The following is a 16,203-nucleotide window of genomic DNA, read 5'->3' on the forward strand; positions in this document are numbered from 1 at the left end:
GCTTTATCTGCGGCCCCGTAACGCAGCTCCGGGCCCCTCTGGCGAAAGCTTCCGACCCACTTCGTGATGTCGGGCTGCAAACACCAACCTTTGGGTCGGCGGCGTTATATTCATGGACTTTCTCTTCTACGGCTTTCTCGGCCAGCCACTCTGGATGTGGCTTGGCTTCATCGCGCTCGTTATCGTCCTTCTCGTTTTCGACCTCGGCGTTCTCCACAAGGACACGCGTGAGATCGAAATGAAGGAAAGCCTGCTTCTTTCGGGCTTCTACATCACCCTCGGCCTGCTCTTCGGCGGTTTCGTCTGGTACCAGCTCGGGCCACAGTCGGGCATGGAGTATCTCACGGGCTTCGTGGTCGAAAAGAGCCTCGCGATGGACAATATCTTCGTCATCGCGATGATCTTCTCCTATTTCGCGATCCCCCGTCAGTACCAGCACCGGGTGCTTCTCTATGGTATTCTCGGCGTGATCATCCTGCGCGGCATCATGATTGCTGCGGGTGCCGCTATCGTCGAAAACTTCGAGTGGGTGCTTTACCTCTTCGCCGCGTTCCTGGTCTTCACCGGCGTTAAGATGCTCTTTGCGTCCGATCACGGCTATGATGTCGCGAACAATCCCGTGCTCAAGTTCATGCGCAAGCGCTTCCGCGTCACGGATCAGCTGCACGGCCACAACTTCGTCGTGAAGCAAGAAGATCCGAAGACCGGCAAGCTGAAGACCTTTGCCACGCCACTCCTTTTGGCGCTGGTTCTGGTCGAAATCGCCGACGTGATCTTCGCCGTCGACTCGATCCCGGCCATCTTCGCGATCACGACCGACCCATATATCGTTTACACGTCAAACATCTTCGCGATCCTTGGCCTGCGAGCGCTTTATTTTGCGCTTTCGGCGATGATCCACCGCTTCGTGTACCTGAAATATGCGCTCTCGATCGTGCTGATCTTCATTGGCTCGAAGGTCTTCCTGGCTGACATGCTGGGTCTTGCAAAAATCCCGCCGGCCGTATCGCTCTCGATTACGCTCGGCATCCTGCTGACGGGTATCTTCGCATCGCTCTGGGTGACCCGCAAGGAAGAGCGCGAAGCGGCACCTGCAGCGGATTCGCCTGAAGCCAATCCGGCCGAGAATTTCGGCCGCTAAGCGGATACGCGATCATTGAACAGAAAGGGCGCGGCCTTGCGGCTGCGCCCTTTTTTTCGTTGCCGGTCAGGCGCTGATGCTGAAGCGACGAAGCCGAAGCGCGTTGGCAAGCACGAAGACGCTCGAAAGCGCCATGGCGCCGGCTGCCAGGATCGGCGAAAGCAATATCCCGAAGGCCGGGTAGAGCACGCCCGCGGCAACGGGGATCAGCGCTGCATTGTAGGCAAACGCCCAGAACAGGTTCTCGCGGATGTTGCGCATCGTCGCCCGCGACAGGGCGATCGCGGTCGGAACACCGGTCAGCTTCCCCGAGACCAGAACGACATCAGCTGCCTCGATCGCGATGTCCGTGCCCGTGCCGATCGCGATGCCCACATCCGCCTCGGCAAGCGCCGGCGCGTCGTTGATGCCGTCGCCGACATAGGCGACCCCTGAGCCATCGGCTTTTAGCCTGCGGATCGTTTCCACCTTGCCATCCGGCAGGACTTCGGCAACCACCTCGTCGATGCCAAGCTGACGCGCGATCGCCTCGGCGGTTTGGCGGTTGTCGCCGGTGATCATGACGACCTTGAGCCCCAGAGCGTGCATGGCGTGGATCGCACCGGGCGTGGACGGCTTGATCGGATCGGCCACCGCCACGATGGCCGCAAGCCGCCCATCAACTGCGGCATAAAGAGGGCTCTTTCCTTCGCCGGCAAGCCGCATCGCGATCTCGGCATACTGGCTCGTTTCGAGCCCAAGGCTCGCCATGAACCGATCGGCGCCGATCTCGACTCGGCGCCCTTCTGCTACACCGCGAATGCCGAAACCGGTAACGCTTTCGAATGACGTGACCGCCGGCAGCTGGAGCCCGTCTTCTTCGGCGGCCTCGACGATGGCACGCCCGATCGGGTGCTCCGACCGCTCCTCGACGGCGGCGATGAGGGACAGGATTTCGCTGCGCGCGAAGCCATCGGCAGCGTGAAGATCGGTGAGTGCAGGCTTGCCCTCGGTCAGCGTGCCGGTCTTGTCGAGCGCGACCACTCGGGCATCCTTCAGGCTCTGCAGTGCCTCGCCCTGCCTGAACAGCACACCGAGTTCCGCTCCCCTGCCCGTGCCGACCATGATCGATGTCGGCGTCGCCAGGCCCATGGCACAGGGACATGCGATGATGAGCACCGCAACCGCATTGACCAGCGCGAAGCTCATGGCCGGCTGCGGCCCGAAGATCAGCCAGATAAGGAAGGTCAGCGCGGCAGCCAGCATCACCGCCGGCACGAACCAGAGCGTGACCCGGTCGACCAGCGCCTGGATCGGCAGCTTGGAGCCTTGCGCCTCCTCTACCATGCGGATGATCTGCGCCAGCATCGTGTCGCGACCGATCGCCGTGGCGCGCACCGTGAGAGCGCCTTTCTGGTTGATGGTCCCGCCAACCACGGCGCTTCCCGGTCGCTTCTCGACCGGCACGGGCTCGCCGGTCAGCATCGCTTCGTCGACGAAGGAGCTGCCTTCGACCACCTCGCCATCGGCTGCGAGCCTTTCGCCGGGCCGCACATCCACGATGTCACCCAGGCGAATTTCGGAGGCATTTAATTCGAGCGTCTTGCCGTCGCGACGGATCCGCGCTGTCTTCGGCTGGAGGCCGACGAGCCGCTTGATGGCATCCGACGTCCGGCCCTTTGCCCGCGCTTCCAGATAGCGGCCTGAAAGGACCAGCGCGACGATGACGGCAGCAGCCTCGAAATAAACGTTGACGGTGCCGGCCGGTAAGAGCTGCGGCGCGAGCGTCGCCACCAGTGAATAGGAGAAGGCGGCAAGCGTGCCGACGGCGACCAGCGAGTTCATGTCCGGCGCTCCCTTAAGAAGCGCAGGCAGGCCGATGCGATAGAAGCGCAGGCCGGGCCAGAAGAGCACGATGGCGGTCAGAACAAGCTGGATCAGCCAGCTGGTCTGCATGCCGATCGTCCCCATGACCCAATCATGGATCGCGGGCACCGTGTGGGACCCCATCTCAAGAGCGAAGACGGGAAGTGTCAGCCCTCCTGCGATCATCAAGTCGCGCCTCAGAAGGAGCCGCTCGGCATCGCGCCGTGCCGCGTGGTCTTCCGCGTTCCGATCGCCCTGCAGCATGTGCGCCTCGTAACCGGCGCCGTTAATGGCGGCGATCAAATCCGCGTTGCTTATGGTCGGATCGGCCGTCACCGCCGCCCGTTCGCTGGCGAGGTTGACGGACGCAGTTCGTACGCCGGGCACGGCGGCAAGAGCCCGTTCGACCCGCCCCACGCAGGAGGCGCAGGTCATGCCGTCGACTGCGAGTTCGTGCCGTGCGGCCGGCACCTCGTAGCCTGCATCCTCGATGGCTGCGACCAAAGCCCTGCGATCGACCGGGCCCTGCAGCGCTATATCGGCCCGCTCCGTCGCCAAGTTCACATGGGCTGCGGTCACGCCTTCGACCCGCGTCAGCGCTTTTTCAACGCGGCCCACACAGGAGGCACAGGTCATGCCGACAACAGGGATCGTCAATTTCCGCGCCAACGCCGCAGGTGTGACGCCAATTTCGCGTGAGTTCTGCATCGCGGTCATGATGACTGCTCCTTTCGGAAACTCGAATGCCTCCTATGTGGGGTTTCCAGTCGATGGAAGGTCAATAAGCCCAAGCCGAAATACTCGACCGATGAACGGGCTTGACCTTCCACCTGCTGGAAGCTGCATCGTGCAAACTCGTCTGATCGCTGACGGAGGCAGATCATGAAATTCGAAATCGAGGCCATGCATTGCGGCGGTTGCGCCAGGGGCGTCACAAAGGCGATCCAATCGATCGATCCGGAAGCTGCCGTCGCTGTCGATCTCCCCAATCGGCAGGTCACGGTCGGTTCCGACGCCTCGCCCGAAGCTATCATGGCCAAGCTCGATGCAGCTGGCTTTCCGCCTAGACAACTGGACTGAGGAATAGACATGCGCTTCACATCCACATTTACCGCGACCCTGTTACTGACGCTTGCCGGATCCGTGCCTGCGCTGGCGCAGGACAGCGAGTTCCAGCTGCCATCACAGTGCGTGGCCGCGCAGGATCATTCCCAGATGGGCCACGGCGGGAACCACGGCGCGGGCCATGACATGGATATGGGCGCCATGGACATGGGCGGCATGGATGCTCAGTCACTCGAAGGCATGCCGGACCATGTGCAGGAAAACATGCGGCGCATGGCGATCACGATGCCGGCCATGCACCAGGGCATGATGAACGAGGACGCGGATGTTGCCTTTGCCTGCGGGATGATCGCCCATCACCAGGGCGCGATCGACATGGCCGAGGTGCTGCTCGAGAACGGCGAAGACGCCGAGATGCGCGCGCTTGCCGAAACCATCATCGCCGCGCAGGAAGCCGAGATCGCCGAGATGACCGCGTGGCTGGCCGAAAACGCCGATTGAACGCAATCTGCGGGAGACACATCCATGAACATCGGTGCCGCTGCCAGGCAATCCAAACTGCCAACGAAGACGATCCGCTACTATGAAGAGATCGGTCTTCTCAAGGCCGACCGCGCCGCAAACGGCTACCGGGACTATTCCGAGGATGACATCCACCGGCTGCGCTTCGTCCAGCGCGCGCGCAGCCTCGGCTTTTCCGTCGACGAATGCCGCCAGTTGCTGTCGCTCTATTCCGATCGAGAGCGGGCCAGCGCCGACGTCAAGGCCATCGCGCTGGAGAAGCTCGGCGAAATCGACCGCAAGATCGCTGAGCTGACTGCACTACGGCAAACGCTCGGCCACCTCGTGGAGACGTGCCACGGCGACAGCCGTCCCGAATGCCCGATCATCGACGGCTTGTCCGGCAAACCCGCCAGTCATTGAACTGGCGGGATCGGCGGCCGCGCGGGATCAGTGCAGCGCGGCAACCTTGCACATGCGGCAGATCTCCTTGATGGCGATCTGCGTTGGCCGCGGCGCCTCGATCATGCCCTCCCGCTTCAATTGCGAAATGGCTCGGCTGACGGTTTCAAGCGTCAGACCGAGGTAATCGGCGATCTCCCGGCGCGACATGTAAACGTCGTGCCTGACCCTTCCATAGTCCGCAGGCGGCGCCCCGTTGCAAAGGCGTCCGCTGCACTCCGGCACGAAGCGCATCAGAAAGCTCGCAACGCGTTCAAGCGCGGTTTTCTTGCCAAGCAGCGTCACGTGATCATGCATGGCGCCGAGCTTTCGTTGCATCGCGGCGGTAAAGGCATGACACCATTCCACCGTGGAAAACGCATCGTCGCGGCGCCAGGCGATCACGTCACAGGCCATCAAGGTTTCGGCAAAGCAATCCTGGATGGTGCCGTCGCCGAAGCCGAAATAGTCGCCGGGATAGAGCACGTCGACGATCTGTCGGCGCCCATCGCGCAGGATCTGGTAGAGCATCACCGCGCCTGTCTCGACCCGGTAGATATCGGTGACGGGATCATCCTGATGGCAGACGATCTCGCGCGACATGAAGCTGCGTCATTTGCCCCGTGCCTGCGGTCTTTCGGTCGTGGTGAAACTGCGTTCCGCAATGGTCATGGTCCTGCTCCGGAATTTTGATCCAAAGCAGTTTAATCGACCCTGCTCATCAGAAAAATTCGGCCCATCGCTCAGGGAAATCCCCTAAGGCAAGCGCGCTAGAGCAGTTTCGCGTTTCTTCGAACCGCTCAACGGCTATAAGTTTCTGATTTAACGCGTTTCCGAACGGTAAACCTGTGTCCACTTCACCTGGAAACGCTCTAATGCAGCGGCGTCCCGAGCAGGGCGAGAAGGTCGGATGCGGCGAAGGGCTTCGTCAGCACAGCCATGGGACCTGCGGTTCCCAGCCGCGCCCGTGCCGCACGGCTCGTCACGCCAGCCAGCACGATCAAACGACAGGGCGTCTGCTCGCGCTCCATCCTGTCGACCAATCCCGCGGCCTGCCCGTTCGGAAGATCGAGGTCGAGGATGACCGTATCCTCGGGCGACAATGCCTCCTGCCGACAAAGACTGGCCGTTTCGACGTGAAGGCGGGCAGCAAAGCCCTGCTGCTTCAACACGAGCATGAGAGAATCTCCCAGCCCGGTATCCCGAACGACGACATGCAGGCTCATGAAGCGAGATCTTTCGCGGTGATGCTGACGTTGATCGTCCCACATCCCGCGCGCCAAATATTGAGGTGGCTCAAACGATCAGCGCTCACTGCGGTCTGACAACACGATCCGCAACAGATCGGCAAGCGTTCTGGCACCAAGTTTGGCCATGATCGCTTTGCGGTGCGCCTCCACCGTGCGGGGGCTGATCCCCAGTGCCAGCGCCGCCTCCTTGTCGCGGGCGCCCGCGACGACCTGGTCAAGAACTTCGATTTCCCTGCCGGTCAGTTTGTCACGGCCATTGAACCCCTCGCCGCCCCTCGCCGGCGGAGCCGGAGTTTCCATCGCCTGCTTCACCCGCTCCAGCAGAACATCGACATCGAAGGGTTTCTCGAGAAAGTCGACCGCGCCCGATTTGACCGCCTGGACCGCCATTGGGATATCACCCTGGCCGGTGATGACGATGACCGGTGCCGGATAGCGGCTCTTGTCGAGGATGCGGAGAATATCGAGGCCCGATCGGCCGGGCATGTGCACGTCAAGAATCACGCAATCGGGTGCACGCGATGCGATCGAGCGTACGAAGGCGTCGCCGGAGGCAAACCCTTCGACCTCGTAGCCTTCCATGCGCAGAATGACGCCGAGCGCATCGAGAACGGCTGCGTCGTCATCCACCACGTGAATGCGCTTGGCGCCCTTGCCATCAGTCATCGGCGCCATCTCCCGCAATGCCTTCGCCAAGCGGCAATGTCAGCTGGAAGCGCGCGCCCCGCCCCTGGCCTCCCGGGTCGACGCTCAAATCCCCGCCGTGGCTCTGGGCAATCGATCGAGAGATGGCGAGGCCGAGCCCCATGCCCTTGCGCTTGCTCGAGGAGAACACCTTGAACAAATCATCCATGGCGGCAGCCGGGATGCCCTTGCCATTGTCGCCGATAACCACCTGGACCCAGGACCCGTCACGGCGAGTTTCAATGTCGATCGTTGCCTTGTCGACACCCTGGACCGCTTCGAACGCGTTGCGCAGCAGGTTGACAAAAATCTGCTGCATCTGGATCGGATCGGCCTCGACCTGTGGCAGGTCGGGATCGTCATGGCGTTTGATCGCGACGCGGGCCGACCGGCGTCCCATCCGGGTCAAATCCAGCGCCTCGTCCAGTAGTTTGCGCAGGTCGACGAGGCGACGGCGCTGATCGCCTCGGTCGAGAAAGCCACGCATGCGCTGCACGATACCGGCTGCACGCTGCGCCTCGCGCACGGCATTCGACAGAGCCTGCGCGCGCATGTCGCCAGCCTTCCATTCTTTCGCTGCGGCGCGCTGGACAGCATCGAGATAGAGCATCAGCGCCGTCAGAGGCTGGTTCAGTTCGTGGGCAAGCGCCGAGCCCATCTCGTCGATCGCGGAGGCGCGCGCCATGTGGATCAACTGGCTTTGGAGATCGCGCATGCGGTCCTCCGTCTCGCGCCGAGCGCGCAGATCGCGAAGGATGCCGATGAACTGCCGCCCGTCCGGGGTCTTTGCTTCTCCAACCGACAGCTCGACCGGCATGATGGTGCCATCGCTGTGCATGCCTTCGACCTCGCGGCCGATGCCGATGATGCGCCGCTCGCCGGTGTCGCGGTAGTGGGTCAGATAGCCGTCATGCTCGTCGGCGTAGCGGCGTGGCATCAGGGATTTGACGTTGCGGCCAACCATCTCGGCAGCCGAATAGCCGAAAAGCTTTTCGCAGGCCTTGTTGAAGGCAAGAATGGTCCCGCGCTCGTCAATGACGACGATGCCGTCGACAGCCGTATCGAGCATGCTGGCCAGCCGCGCTTCGGATACGGATCCGAGGCCTGGCGATGGCTGCGCCAAGTGGCCGGCCTTCTGCTCAAACTCCTTCAACGCCTCTCTTGCTCCGTCTCCGTCGTCAAAGGAAGCAATAGCGCGTTATGAGGAAGCGCGTAAACGCCGTTCAATGCAACCCTGGAGCGCCCGCGCCCTCTCTTAGGCGCGCAACCTACCAATCATTCCCACTCGATCGTGCCGGGGGGCTTCGAGGTGATGTCGTAGACGACGCGGTTGATGCCCTTGACCTCGTTGATGATGCGAGTCGCGGCGCGGCCGAGGAAGTCCATGTCGTAGGGGTAGAAATCGGCGGTCATGCCGTCGACCGAGGTGACGGCGCGCAGCGCGCAGACGAATTCGTAGGTGCGACCATCGCCCATGACGCCGACCGTCTGGACTGGAAGGAGCACGGCAAAGGCCTGCCAGATGGCGTCGTAGAGGCCGGCCTTGCGGATTTCGTCGAGATAGATCGCGTCGGCTTCGCGCAGGATCTCCAGCTTTTCGCGCGTGATGCCACCCGGGCAACGGATCGCAAGGCCTGGTCCCGGGAAAGGATGGCGGCCGATGAAGCTGTCCGGCAGGCCCAGTTCCTTGCCGAGAACGCGGACCTCGTCCTTGAAGAGCTCGCGCAGCGGCTCGACGAGCTTCATGTTCATGCGCTCGGGCAATCCGCCCACATTGTGGTGCGATTTGATGGTGACCGACGGCCCGCCCGTGAACGAGACGCTTTCGATGACGTCCGGATAGAGCGTTCCCTGCGCGAGGAAATCGGCGCCGCCGAGCTTGCCGGCTTCTTCCTCGAAGATCTCGATGAAGAGGCGCCCGATGGTCTTGCGCTTCTTCTCCGGGTCGCTCTCGCCTTCCAGCGCGCCAATGAACCGGTCCGATGCGTCGACGAGCATCAGCGACAGATTGTAGTGCTCGCGGAACATTGCGACCACTTCCGCGGCTTCGTTCTTCCGCATCAGGCCGTGATCGACGAGAATGCAGGTGAGCTGGTCACCGACCGCCTCGTGGATGAGCAATGCGGCAACGGAACTGTCGACGCCGCCGGAAAGCGCGCAGATGACCTTGCCGTCACCAACCTGGTCGCGAATTGTCTGGACAGCCTGCTCGCGATAGGCCGCCATGGTCCAGTCGCCGGAAAGACCTGCAATTTTGTGCACGAAATTGGAAAGCAGCTTGGCGCCGTCGGGCGTGTGCACAACTTCCGGGTGGAACTGCACGGCATAGAAGCGGCGCTTCTCGTCGGCAATCGCCGCAAAGGGCGCTCCGGTGGACGTGCCGATCACCTCGAAGCCTTCCGGCAGCGCCGTCACGCGGTCGCCGTGGCTCATCCAGACCTGGTGGCGGCTGCCGACTTCCCAGATCCCGTCGAACAGTGCGCTGTCCTTGCGGATATCCAGGAAGGCCCGGCCGAATTCCCGGTGATGGCCACCTTCGACGGCGCCGCCGAGCTGGGCGCACATCAGTTGCTCGCCGTAGCAGATGCCGAGCACGGGCAGCCCGCTTTCGAAGATCACCTGAGGCGCGCGCGGGCTGCCGAGATCGGTGGTCGATGCGGGGCCGCCGGACAGGATGACCGCCTTCGGCGACAGCCTGTGAAACGCATCTTCGGCGAGCTGAAACGGCACGATTTCCGAGTAGACCCCGGCCTCGCGGACGCGCCTTGCGATGAGCTGCGTGACCTGACTGCCGAAATCGACAATGAGGACGGTATCGGGGTGAGCGGCGATGGATTGTGTCATGGCGAGGCTCTAGTCAAAACGCGACGGCGTTGCAACGGCGTTCAGAGGTTTGCCGTTGCTTTTGAACGGATGCCGGTCAGCGCCTGCGCCTCGAGCGCCTCCGCGAGCATGTCGACCGAGGCAGCCATCTTTTCATCGATGACGTGCAGATACTCGGTCCAGTTGTCGACATGGGTCAGTTCGGCCGCGCCATCGGAAATTCCGCGCAACACGATCAGCGGGATAGCAAACAAACGGCAGGCACGCGCAATGGCATAACTTTCCATATCCACCATGTCGGCGTCGATCGCGTCATAGGCCGCGCCCGAAACGATGTTCGCGCCGGTGGACAGGCGCGCAGTCTGAATACCCGGGATGAGGTGCGGCAATGCGATATCCGCTGGCTCACCGAGAAAAGGCGTGACGCCTTTGGCGAAACCGAGCGGCGACGCATCCATGTCGCGATAGGAAACGGTTGTCGCCTGGTAGATGCCGGTCTGCTCCAACGTGCGGGAGCCTGCGGAGCCCAAAGAAACAACGAGATCAGGCAGACTTCCGGCAGCTGCGCAGATCGAGAGTGTGGCACCCATCACCACGCCGGCTTCGACCGGCCCGACGCCTGTCATCAGAGGTTCGAAGCGCAGTTGCAGATGGCGACCATATTCCGCAGACGCGGCCATCACGAACAGCACAGAATGACCGGCGACGTCAGTCAGCGGCGCGGGATCACGCAAATGCCTGCCCAGGTGCCCGCTGCTCTTCATCCGGTCAAACCGTCCCTGCCCTGCACCACCATCATCGTGCCGGTCATGGAGGCAATCAGCTTCGGCGGCTCGGCGCCACCGATGGCGTAGGCGCGACCGTCGGACACGATGATGGTCGAACCGGGCTTGGTGACTTCGCCACGAAAAATGAAGCGCTCGCCACGGCCGGGCGACAGGAGATTGATCTTGAACTCGATGGTCAGCACGGCGGCATCGGCCGGCATGATCGAATAGGCAGCATAGCCACACGCGGAATCCAGCGCTGTCGATATGATGCCGGCATGCAGAAAGCCGTGCTGCTGCGTCAGCTTCTCGTCAAACGGCACTTCGATCTCGATCGTGCCGTGCTCGACGGTGATAAGCTCGGCGCCGATCGTCGTCATCGCCTTCTGGCGGGCGAAGCTGTCGCGCACGCGGGTTTTGAAATCAGGATTGATCTGTTCGGCGTTCATGGCCGAAACCTCTCTTTTCGCATCTGCGAAATAAGCATGCGGTCATGGCCGCGGCAAGAGGCCGCGCCGCAACGTGGTTATCAGGCTCAGGCGTTCAGCCGCCAGATCTCGAAATTCAGCGCAGTCGCGAAACCGACCCATGCAGCGTAGGGAACGAAGAGGAGGCTCGACAGTCGATCCCGCCGGAAGGTGAGCGCGATGAACGCAAGGATCGAAAGCAGCAGGGGAACGATCACCACCAGCGCAAGATCAGGCCGCTGCGCCGTGAAAAACGCCGGCGTCCAGGCGAAGTTGAGCGCCATTTGAACGAACCAGACGATCATCGCAGCAGACCGCGCACCGCGTGCGAAGGTGCGCGCGCCGGCGATGCCGATCATGACGTAAAGCACGCTCCAGACCGGTCCGAAGACCCAGTTCGGTGGATTGAACGGCGGCTTTGCCAGGCTTTCGTACCACGGCCCTGGCGCGTTGGAGAGGCCGATGAGAATTCCGCCCCCAAGCGAAAGCGCGACGAACAGAATGAGCAGGCGAAGGTTGCGCATGGGAAGCCTTGTCGTGGATGGGATCAGACATGACGCAACGCGCCAGGCTTTCCAGGGTTGCGAACCGATCAGGACAATCGGCGCATGACGGCGATGAAAAAGCCGTCCGTTGCCGTGGTGGCCGGGGTGAGTGTCACCATTCCGTTATCAGGATCCGCATGGGCAGGCAGCGCTGTTCCGAAGGTGCTTTCCCAGCGCGCCGCAATCTCGACCGGCTTGAACTGCGGATGGCGCTCGCGGAAGCGGGCAACCTGTCCGGCATTCTCCGACGGCAGCAGAGAGCACGTCACGTAGACAAGTTCGCCGCCAGGTTTCACGAAGCGATGGGCCGCTTCGAGCACGGATTCCTGCTCAGCCATACGCTGCGCCAGCGTTTCGGGCGTGAGGCGCCATTTGGTATCGGGCCGGCGGCGCCATGTTCCTGTTCCCGTGCATGGCGCATCGATAAGAACGTGGTCGCACCGCCCCTGGAACGGCTCCAATTGGGCTGCCTGATCGTGCACCTGGACGTTGCGCGTGCCCGCGCGCTTCAGGCGCTCCACGATGGGTGCAAGCCGGTGGCGATCGGCGTCATAAGCGTGGATCTGGCCCTTGTTGCCCATGCTTGCGGCGAGCGCCAAGGTCTTGCCACCTCCGCCCGCGCAATAATCGAGAACCTGACCACCGGATGCTCCGGTCAGCAACGCGGCGATCTGGCTGCCTTCGTCCTGCACTTCGAACCAGCCTTTAGCAAAGGAAAGCTCGGCCGTGACGTTCGGGTGGCGCCCGGCTCCCTCGACCGGTGCAACGCGGATGCCGTCCGGAGCGACTTCGGTTGGTACGGCACCGGTGCGGGCGAGCGCCTTCAGGACCTTTTCGCGGTTCGCCTTCAGCCGGTTGACGCGCAGATCAAGCGGCGGACGGCCATTCAGCCCTTGCGCCTCGGGAATCCAGCGCGCGCCGAAGGCCTTTTCGAATTCGCTCTGCAGCCATTCCGGCAGATCGGCCTGCACATGCGGCGGCGCCTCGCTGAGATTGCGCGCTGCGAACGTCTCGAACACATCGGAACCCGGTGCGGCGGGTGCGAAAGTGTCGCCCTCGAGTTCCGCCGTCAGGCCTTCCACCGTGTAACCCCATTGGCGCAAAAGCACGGCAAATCCCAGCGCCGCCGGCTCCTCGCTTTGCATCAGCCACTGATGGCTGAGCTTCAGCCTGAGCGCGTCATAGACGATGTTGCCGATGGCAGCGCGATCACCCGAGCCCGCAAACCGGTGGGACAGACCCCAATCCTTCAACGCCTCGGCGACGGGGCGATGGCGCGTTTCGATGTCTGAGAGAATGTCGATGGCTGCCGAGAGCCTTCCACCAAGTCTCATGGCGGGGTCCTTCGCGGGAACGACGAAATTGAGCAAGCTTCAGCGGATCGTCAGGCGATCGCCAGCCGATAGGCGAAATAGAGCCAGAGCAGACCGTTGATGAAGAAGCCGACGATGAACGCCGCACGGCGCTGCATCAGGGCGTTTGTCGTCACGTGGATGGCCGCATGCACGATGCGGCTGATGACGAAGGCCCATGCGAGCACCAGCACAACGATGTTGACAGCCGAGATGAGGTAGAACGCGATGCAGACGAAGATGAACAGCATCGGCAGTTCGAACTGGTTCACCAGGCTCCGGATTGCCGTTGCGCTCTGTGCCGGCTCGTTGATTGGAACCAGGAATTCACGCGATTTCACCTCGCCACGCTTCACCGCGCCGACGCGGCGGTTCGATGCGATGAGGTAGATCACATAGATCAGCGCGACCTGAACGATGACGGGCCAGAAGATGGAGATCGAATTCATCGCTCAGTTCCCGCCGCCCGGGTAATTCGGGCTCTCGCGTGTGATCGTCACGTCATGCGCATGGCTTTCGCGCAGGCCCGCATTCGAGATGCGCACGAAGGTTGCCCGATCGTGGAACTGCTTGAGATCGGCCGCACCGACATAGCCCATGGCGGCGCGCAGACCGCCAGCCAGCTGGTGCAGGACGCCGGAGACCGGTCCCTTGTACGGCACCTGCCCCTCGATGCCTTCGGGCACGAGCTTCAGCGTATCGCGCACTTCGGCCTGGAAATAGCGGTCGGCCGAGCCGCGCGCCATGGCACCGACCGAGCCCATGCCACGATAGGCTTTGAAAGAGCGGCCCTGGTGCAGATAGACTTCGCCGGGGCTCTCGTCCGTGCCGGCCAGCAGCGAACCGATCATCACCGCATCGGCACCGGCCGCCATCGCCTTGGCGAGGTCGCCGGAAAACTTGATGCCGCCATCGGCGATGACCGGGATGCCGGCGCCACGCGCCACTTCCACGGCGTTCATGATTGCCGAAAGCTGCGGCACGCCAACACCGGCTACGATGCGCGTGGTGCAGATCGAGCCGGGCCCGATGCCCACTTTGATCGCATCGGCGCCCGCATCCATCAGCGCCTTGGTGCCGTCGCCCGTCGCCACATTGCCGGCCATGACGCGGACCGAGTTCGACAGGCGCTTGACCCGCGCGACCGCATCCAGAACGCGCTGCGAATGACCGTGTGCCGTATCGACGACGATCAGGTCGACGCCGGCATCGATCAGGCGCTCGGCACGCTCGAAGCCGTCGTCGCCGACGCTGGTCGCGGCCGCAACGCGCAGGCGCCCTTGCGCATCCTTCGAGGCGTTCGGGTTGAGCTGCGACTTCTCGATATCCTTCACGGTGATGAGGCCGACGCAATTGCGATCGGCATCGACCACCAGGAGCTTCTCGATGCGGTGATGATGCAAGAGCCGCTTAGCTTCGTCCTGGCTGACGCTTTCCTGAACCGTGATCAGGTTGTCCTTCGTCATCAGCTCGTGGATCTTCTGCGCCGGATCTGATGCAAAGCGCACGTCGCGGTTGGTGAGGATACCCACCAGCTTGCCCGTGGTCTGGCCGCCATTGCCGCCGTTTTCGACCACCGGAATACCTGAGATGCCGTGCGCCTTCATCAGGGCCTGGGCGTCACCAAGCGTTGCGTCCGGCCCGATCGTCACCGGATTCACGACCATGCCGCTTTCGAACTTCTTGACCTGGCGAACCTGTTCGGCCTGCTCGATCGGCGAGAGATTGCGGTGGATAACGCCGATGCCGCCGGACTGCGCCATCGCAATCGCTAGACGCCATTCGGTCACCGTGTCCATGGCGGAGGAGAGGATCGGCAGGTTGAGATCGATGCCGTCGGCAATGCGCGTGGCGATCATCGTTTGCCCCGGCATGACCTCCGAATGTCCGGGCTGCAACAGCACGTCGTCGAATGTCAGCGCCATGGCGCCGGTTGAGGAATCAATGATCTTCGCCATGGCCAACCTTCGTCTCTGATATGAACCATCCCGCTTCGCCGGGCGAAGCGGGATGTGATCGTTCAATCCTCAGGATGATTTCGCTTTTCGCGTGAACGCCCAATCACCCTGAAATTTGCTGTGTCGCGTTTCCGGACGGCAAACCGGCATCCACTTCACCGGGAAACGCTTTATGATTGGCGAGGGCTGGTACCATGGCCCGCCGCCAATGAAAAGCCATGGACCGCCCCTGTGCGACGATCAGGCGTCGACGTCGAACTGGTAGCTCTTCGGCACGAAGCGATAGCCGGTATCGAGCTTCTCGACGAACCCTACGCCCGGGAACGGCATGTGATAGCCGATGAAGGCCGTGCGATCGGTTGCCAGCATGTCGAACACACGCTTGCGCGTTTCGGCGGCGGCCGCCTTATCCATGTCGTAGACGACCTCCCAATCCGGGCGCTGCAGCGACAGGACGAAATGATTGGCCGTGTCGGCGGTGAGCACGACGCGCTGGTCGTCCGATTCGACCATGTAGATCATGTGGCCGGGGGTATGGCCGAACGCAGCCAGGCCGGTCACGCCGGAAACGACCTCGTCACCATCGCCGATGAACGTCATCTGTTCGGCCAGCGGTGCGACGCGGCTCATCACGGCGCCATGATTGCCCTCGGCCGGCGTTCCGACACGGGCATCATCCGTCCAGAAATCGAATTCCTGCTGGCCCGTGACGTAGCGGGCATTGGCGAAGGTCGGCGCTCCGCCCTCCATCAGGCCGTTGATGTGATCGCCGTGAAGATGGGTCAGGACGACAACCGTCACGTCTTCCGGCTGGTAGCCCGATGCGCGCAATGAGGCCAGCATCTGGCCGGCACCGGCTTCCCGCGCGGCCTCGCCATTGCCGGTATCGAAGAGCACAAGGTCGGACCCGGCCTTGACCAGGGTGGGCGTGAAGCTGTTGCGCATCCGCGCGGTCGGCAGGAAATTTTCCTCCAACAGTGCTGCAACGTCTTCCTGCGGCTGGTTAGCGCCGAAGATCGTGTGCGGATCGTCCGTGATCCGGCCACCATCGCTCAGCGTCGTGATCTCGAAGCTGCCGAGTTGAAAACGGTTGAACTGCCCCATGGGTGGCTCCGGTGTCGATGTATCTTGCGCGAACGCCGCGCGCGTCATGATCTGAGGCGCTGCGAGGCCGGCCGCAACCAGTCCTGCAGCTTTGAACATATCGCGGCGCGAAGCACCGATCACCGATTTCTGGCGAAGTGTCATGCAAAATCTCCCGGGATTTTGGTGGGCCGGACTTCAACCGCCCGGCACGTTTCATGGCAAGTGTCGACAGCGCCTGAAGTGGGACCAAACGCCGTGAAGGCAATCATGAACTGTGG

17 protein-coding genes are annotated in these 16,203 nt (G+C 62.6%); 4 read left to right on the forward strand and 13 right to left on the reverse strand.

What is annotated here, in order from left to right; translation table 11 throughout:
• Positions 1–112: 112 nt before the first annotated feature.
• On the forward strand, positions 113–1,141 hold the full coding sequence (locus PU133_RS16195) for a TerC family protein (RefSeq protein WP_404862516.1): 1,029 nt from the start codon (positions 113–115) through the stop codon (positions 1,139–1,141).
• A gap of 66 nt (positions 1,142–1,207) precedes the next feature.
• Here the strand turns inward: PU133_RS16195 and PU133_RS16200 are convergent, their stop codons facing one another.
• Positions 1,208–3,694: a heavy metal translocating P-type ATPase gene (locus PU133_RS16200; RefSeq protein WP_404864568.1), complete on the reverse strand. Its 2,487-nt coding sequence runs from the start codon at positions 3,692–3,694 to the stop codon at positions 1,208–1,210.
• A gap of 174 nt (positions 3,695–3,868) precedes the next feature.
• On the opposite strand from PU133_RS16200, the gene PU133_RS16205 reads away from it, so the two are divergent.
• The 3 genes from PU133_RS16205 to cueR are packed head-to-tail and all read left to right on the forward strand — an operon-like array spanning position 3,869 to position 4,975.
• On the forward strand, positions 3,869–4,066 hold the full coding sequence (locus PU133_RS16205; RefSeq protein ID WP_404862517.1) for a heavy-metal-associated domain-containing protein: 198 nt from the start codon (positions 3,869–3,871) through the stop codon (positions 4,064–4,066).
• Positions 4,067–4,075: 9 nt separating this feature from the next.
• Positions 4,076–4,552, forward strand: coding sequence for a DUF305 domain-containing protein (locus tag PU133_RS16210; protein ID WP_126011191.1), 477 nt, complete (start codon positions 4,076–4,078; stop codon positions 4,550–4,552).
• Between the two features lie 24 nt (positions 4,553–4,576).
• A complete protein-coding gene (cueR, locus tag PU133_RS16215) occupies positions 4,577–4,975 on the forward strand; it encodes a Cu(I)-responsive transcriptional regulator (protein ID WP_126011193.1) in 399 nt (132 codons plus the stop codon).
• A gap of 27 nt (positions 4,976–5,002) precedes the next feature.
• Here the strand turns inward: cueR and PU133_RS16220 are convergent, their stop codons facing one another.
• The 12 genes from PU133_RS16220 to PU133_RS16275 form a co-directional block, all read right to left on the reverse strand.
• Positions 5,003–5,596 carry a helix-turn-helix domain-containing protein gene (locus PU133_RS16220; RefSeq protein WP_404862518.1) on the reverse strand — a complete coding sequence of 198 codons (594 nt, stop codon included), beginning with the start codon at positions 5,594–5,596 and terminating at the stop codon, positions 5,003–5,005.
• A gap of 269 nt (positions 5,597–5,865) precedes the next feature.
• Positions 5,866–6,219: a response regulator transcription factor gene (locus PU133_RS16225; RefSeq protein ID WP_164527930.1), complete on the reverse strand. Its 354-nt coding sequence runs from the start codon at positions 6,217–6,219 to the stop codon at positions 5,866–5,868.
• A gap of 78 nt (positions 6,220–6,297) precedes the next feature.
• Positions 6,298–6,909, reverse strand: a complete 612-nt coding sequence (locus tag PU133_RS16230) for a response regulator transcription factor (protein WP_404862519.1) — start codon at positions 6,907–6,909, stop codon at positions 6,298–6,300.
• On the reverse strand, positions 6,902–8,080 hold the full coding sequence (locus PU133_RS16235; protein WP_404862520.1) for a nitrogen regulation protein NR(II): 1,179 nt from the start codon (positions 8,078–8,080) through the stop codon (positions 6,902–6,904). Before PU133_RS16235 ends, PU133_RS16230 begins: the two co-directional genes overlap by 8 nt.
• Before the next feature lie 122 nt (positions 8,081–8,202).
• Positions 8,203–9,771 carry a glutamine-hydrolyzing GMP synthase gene (gene guaA / locus PU133_RS16240; RefSeq protein ID WP_404862521.1) on the reverse strand — a complete coding sequence of 523 codons (1,569 nt, stop codon included), beginning with the start codon at positions 9,769–9,771 and terminating at the stop codon, positions 8,203–8,205.
• 41 nt (positions 9,772–9,812) lie between these two features.
• Positions 9,813–10,514, reverse strand: a complete 702-nt coding sequence (locus tag PU133_RS16245; RefSeq protein ID WP_404862522.1) for a 5'-methylthioadenosine/S-adenosylhomocysteine nucleosidase — start codon at positions 10,512–10,514, stop codon at positions 9,813–9,815.
• Positions 10,511–10,966: a PaaI family thioesterase gene (locus PU133_RS16250; RefSeq protein ID WP_404862523.1), complete on the reverse strand. Its 456-nt coding sequence runs from the start codon at positions 10,964–10,966 to the stop codon at positions 10,511–10,513. Before PU133_RS16250 ends, PU133_RS16245 begins: the two co-directional genes overlap by 4 nt.
• A gap of 86 nt (positions 10,967–11,052) precedes the next feature.
• Positions 11,053–11,508 (reverse strand): TspO/MBR family protein, encoded by a 456-nt coding sequence (locus tag PU133_RS16255; protein ID WP_404862524.1) that lies wholly within the window; start codon positions 11,506–11,508, stop codon positions 11,053–11,055.
• 68 nt (positions 11,509–11,576) lie between these two features.
• Positions 11,577–12,863, reverse strand: a complete 1,287-nt coding sequence (locus PU133_RS16260; protein ID WP_404862525.1) for an RsmB/NOP family class I SAM-dependent RNA methyltransferase — start codon at positions 12,861–12,863, stop codon at positions 11,577–11,579.
• A 50-nt stretch (positions 12,864–12,913) separates the two neighbouring features.
• Positions 12,914–13,330 (reverse strand): MAPEG family protein, encoded by a 417-nt coding sequence (locus PU133_RS16265; RefSeq protein ID WP_404862526.1) that lies wholly within the window; start codon positions 13,328–13,330, stop codon positions 12,914–12,916.
• Between the two features lie 3 nt (positions 13,331–13,333).
• Complete coding sequence (gene guaB, locus PU133_RS16270; protein ID WP_404862527.1) at positions 13,334–14,839, reverse strand: IMP dehydrogenase; 1,506 nt, start codon at positions 14,837–14,839, stop codon at positions 13,334–13,336.
• 240 nt (positions 14,840–15,079) lie between these two features.
• Positions 15,080–16,087, reverse strand: coding sequence for an MBL fold metallo-hydrolase (locus PU133_RS16275; RefSeq protein ID WP_404862528.1), 1,008 nt, complete (start codon positions 16,085–16,087; stop codon positions 15,080–15,082).
• Positions 16,088–16,203: the final 116 nt, after the last annotated feature.

The organism is Georhizobium sp. MAB10, assembly GCF_045012825.1.
GTDB lineage: Bacteria > Pseudomonadota > Alphaproteobacteria > Rhizobiales > Rhizobiaceae > Georhizobium > Georhizobium profundi.

Bases quoted from the DNA above. Each gene is read 5' to 3' on its own strand.
- PU133_RS16275 (WP_404862528.1), bottom strand. From the start codon at position 16,087: ATGACACTTCGCCAGAAATCGGTGATCGGTGCTTCGCGCCGCGATATG.
- PU133_RS16200 (WP_404864568.1), bottom strand. From the start codon at position 3,694: ATGCAGAACTCACGCGAAATTGGCGTCACACCTGCGGCGTTGGCGCGG.
- PU133_RS16265 (WP_404862526.1), bottom strand. From the start codon at position 13,330: ATGAATTCGATCTCCATCTTCTGGCCCGTCATCGTTCAGGTCGCGCTG.
- PU133_RS16225 (WP_164527930.1), bottom strand. From the start codon at position 6,219: ATGAGCCTGCATGTCGTCGTTCGGGATACCGGGCTGGGAGATTCTCTC.
- PU133_RS16205 (WP_404862517.1), top strand. From the start codon at position 3,869: ATGAAATTCGAAATCGAGGCCATGCATTGCGGCGGTTGCGCCAGGGGC.
- PU133_RS16220 (WP_404862518.1), bottom strand. From the start codon at position 5,596: ATGTCGCGCGAGATCGTCTGCCATCAGGATGATCCCGTCACCGATATC.
- PU133_RS16260 (WP_404862525.1), bottom strand. From the start codon at position 12,863: ATGAGACTTGGTGGAAGGCTCTCGGCAGCCATCGACATTCTCTCAGAC.
- PU133_RS16245 (WP_404862522.1), bottom strand. From the start codon at position 10,514: ATGAAGAGCAGCGGGCACCTGGGCAGGCATTTGCGTGATCCCGCGCCG.
- PU133_RS16230 (WP_404862519.1), bottom strand. From the start codon at position 6,909: ATGACTGATGGCAAGGGCGCCAAGCGCATTCACGTGGTGGATGACGAC.
- PU133_RS16210 (WP_126011191.1), top strand. From the start codon at position 4,076: ATGCGCTTCACATCCACATTTACCGCGACCCTGTTACTGACGCTTGCC.
- guaA (WP_404862521.1), bottom strand. From the start codon at position 9,771: ATGACACAATCCATCGCCGCTCACCCCGATACCGTCCTCATTGTCGAT.
- PU133_RS16250 (WP_404862523.1), bottom strand. From the start codon at position 10,966: ATGAACGCCGAACAGATCAATCCTGATTTCAAAACCCGCGTGCGCGAC.
- PU133_RS16255 (WP_404862524.1), bottom strand. From the start codon at position 11,508: ATGCGCAACCTTCGCCTGCTCATTCTGTTCGTCGCGCTTTCGCTTGGG.
- cueR (WP_126011193.1), top strand. From the start codon at position 4,577: ATGAACATCGGTGCCGCTGCCAGGCAATCCAAACTGCCAACGAAGACG.
- guaB (WP_404862527.1), bottom strand. From the start codon at position 14,839: ATGGCGAAGATCATTGATTCCTCAACCGGCGCCATGGCGCTGACATTC.
- PU133_RS16195 (WP_404862516.1), top strand. From the start codon at position 113: ATGGACTTTCTCTTCTACGGCTTTCTCGGCCAGCCACTCTGGATGTGG.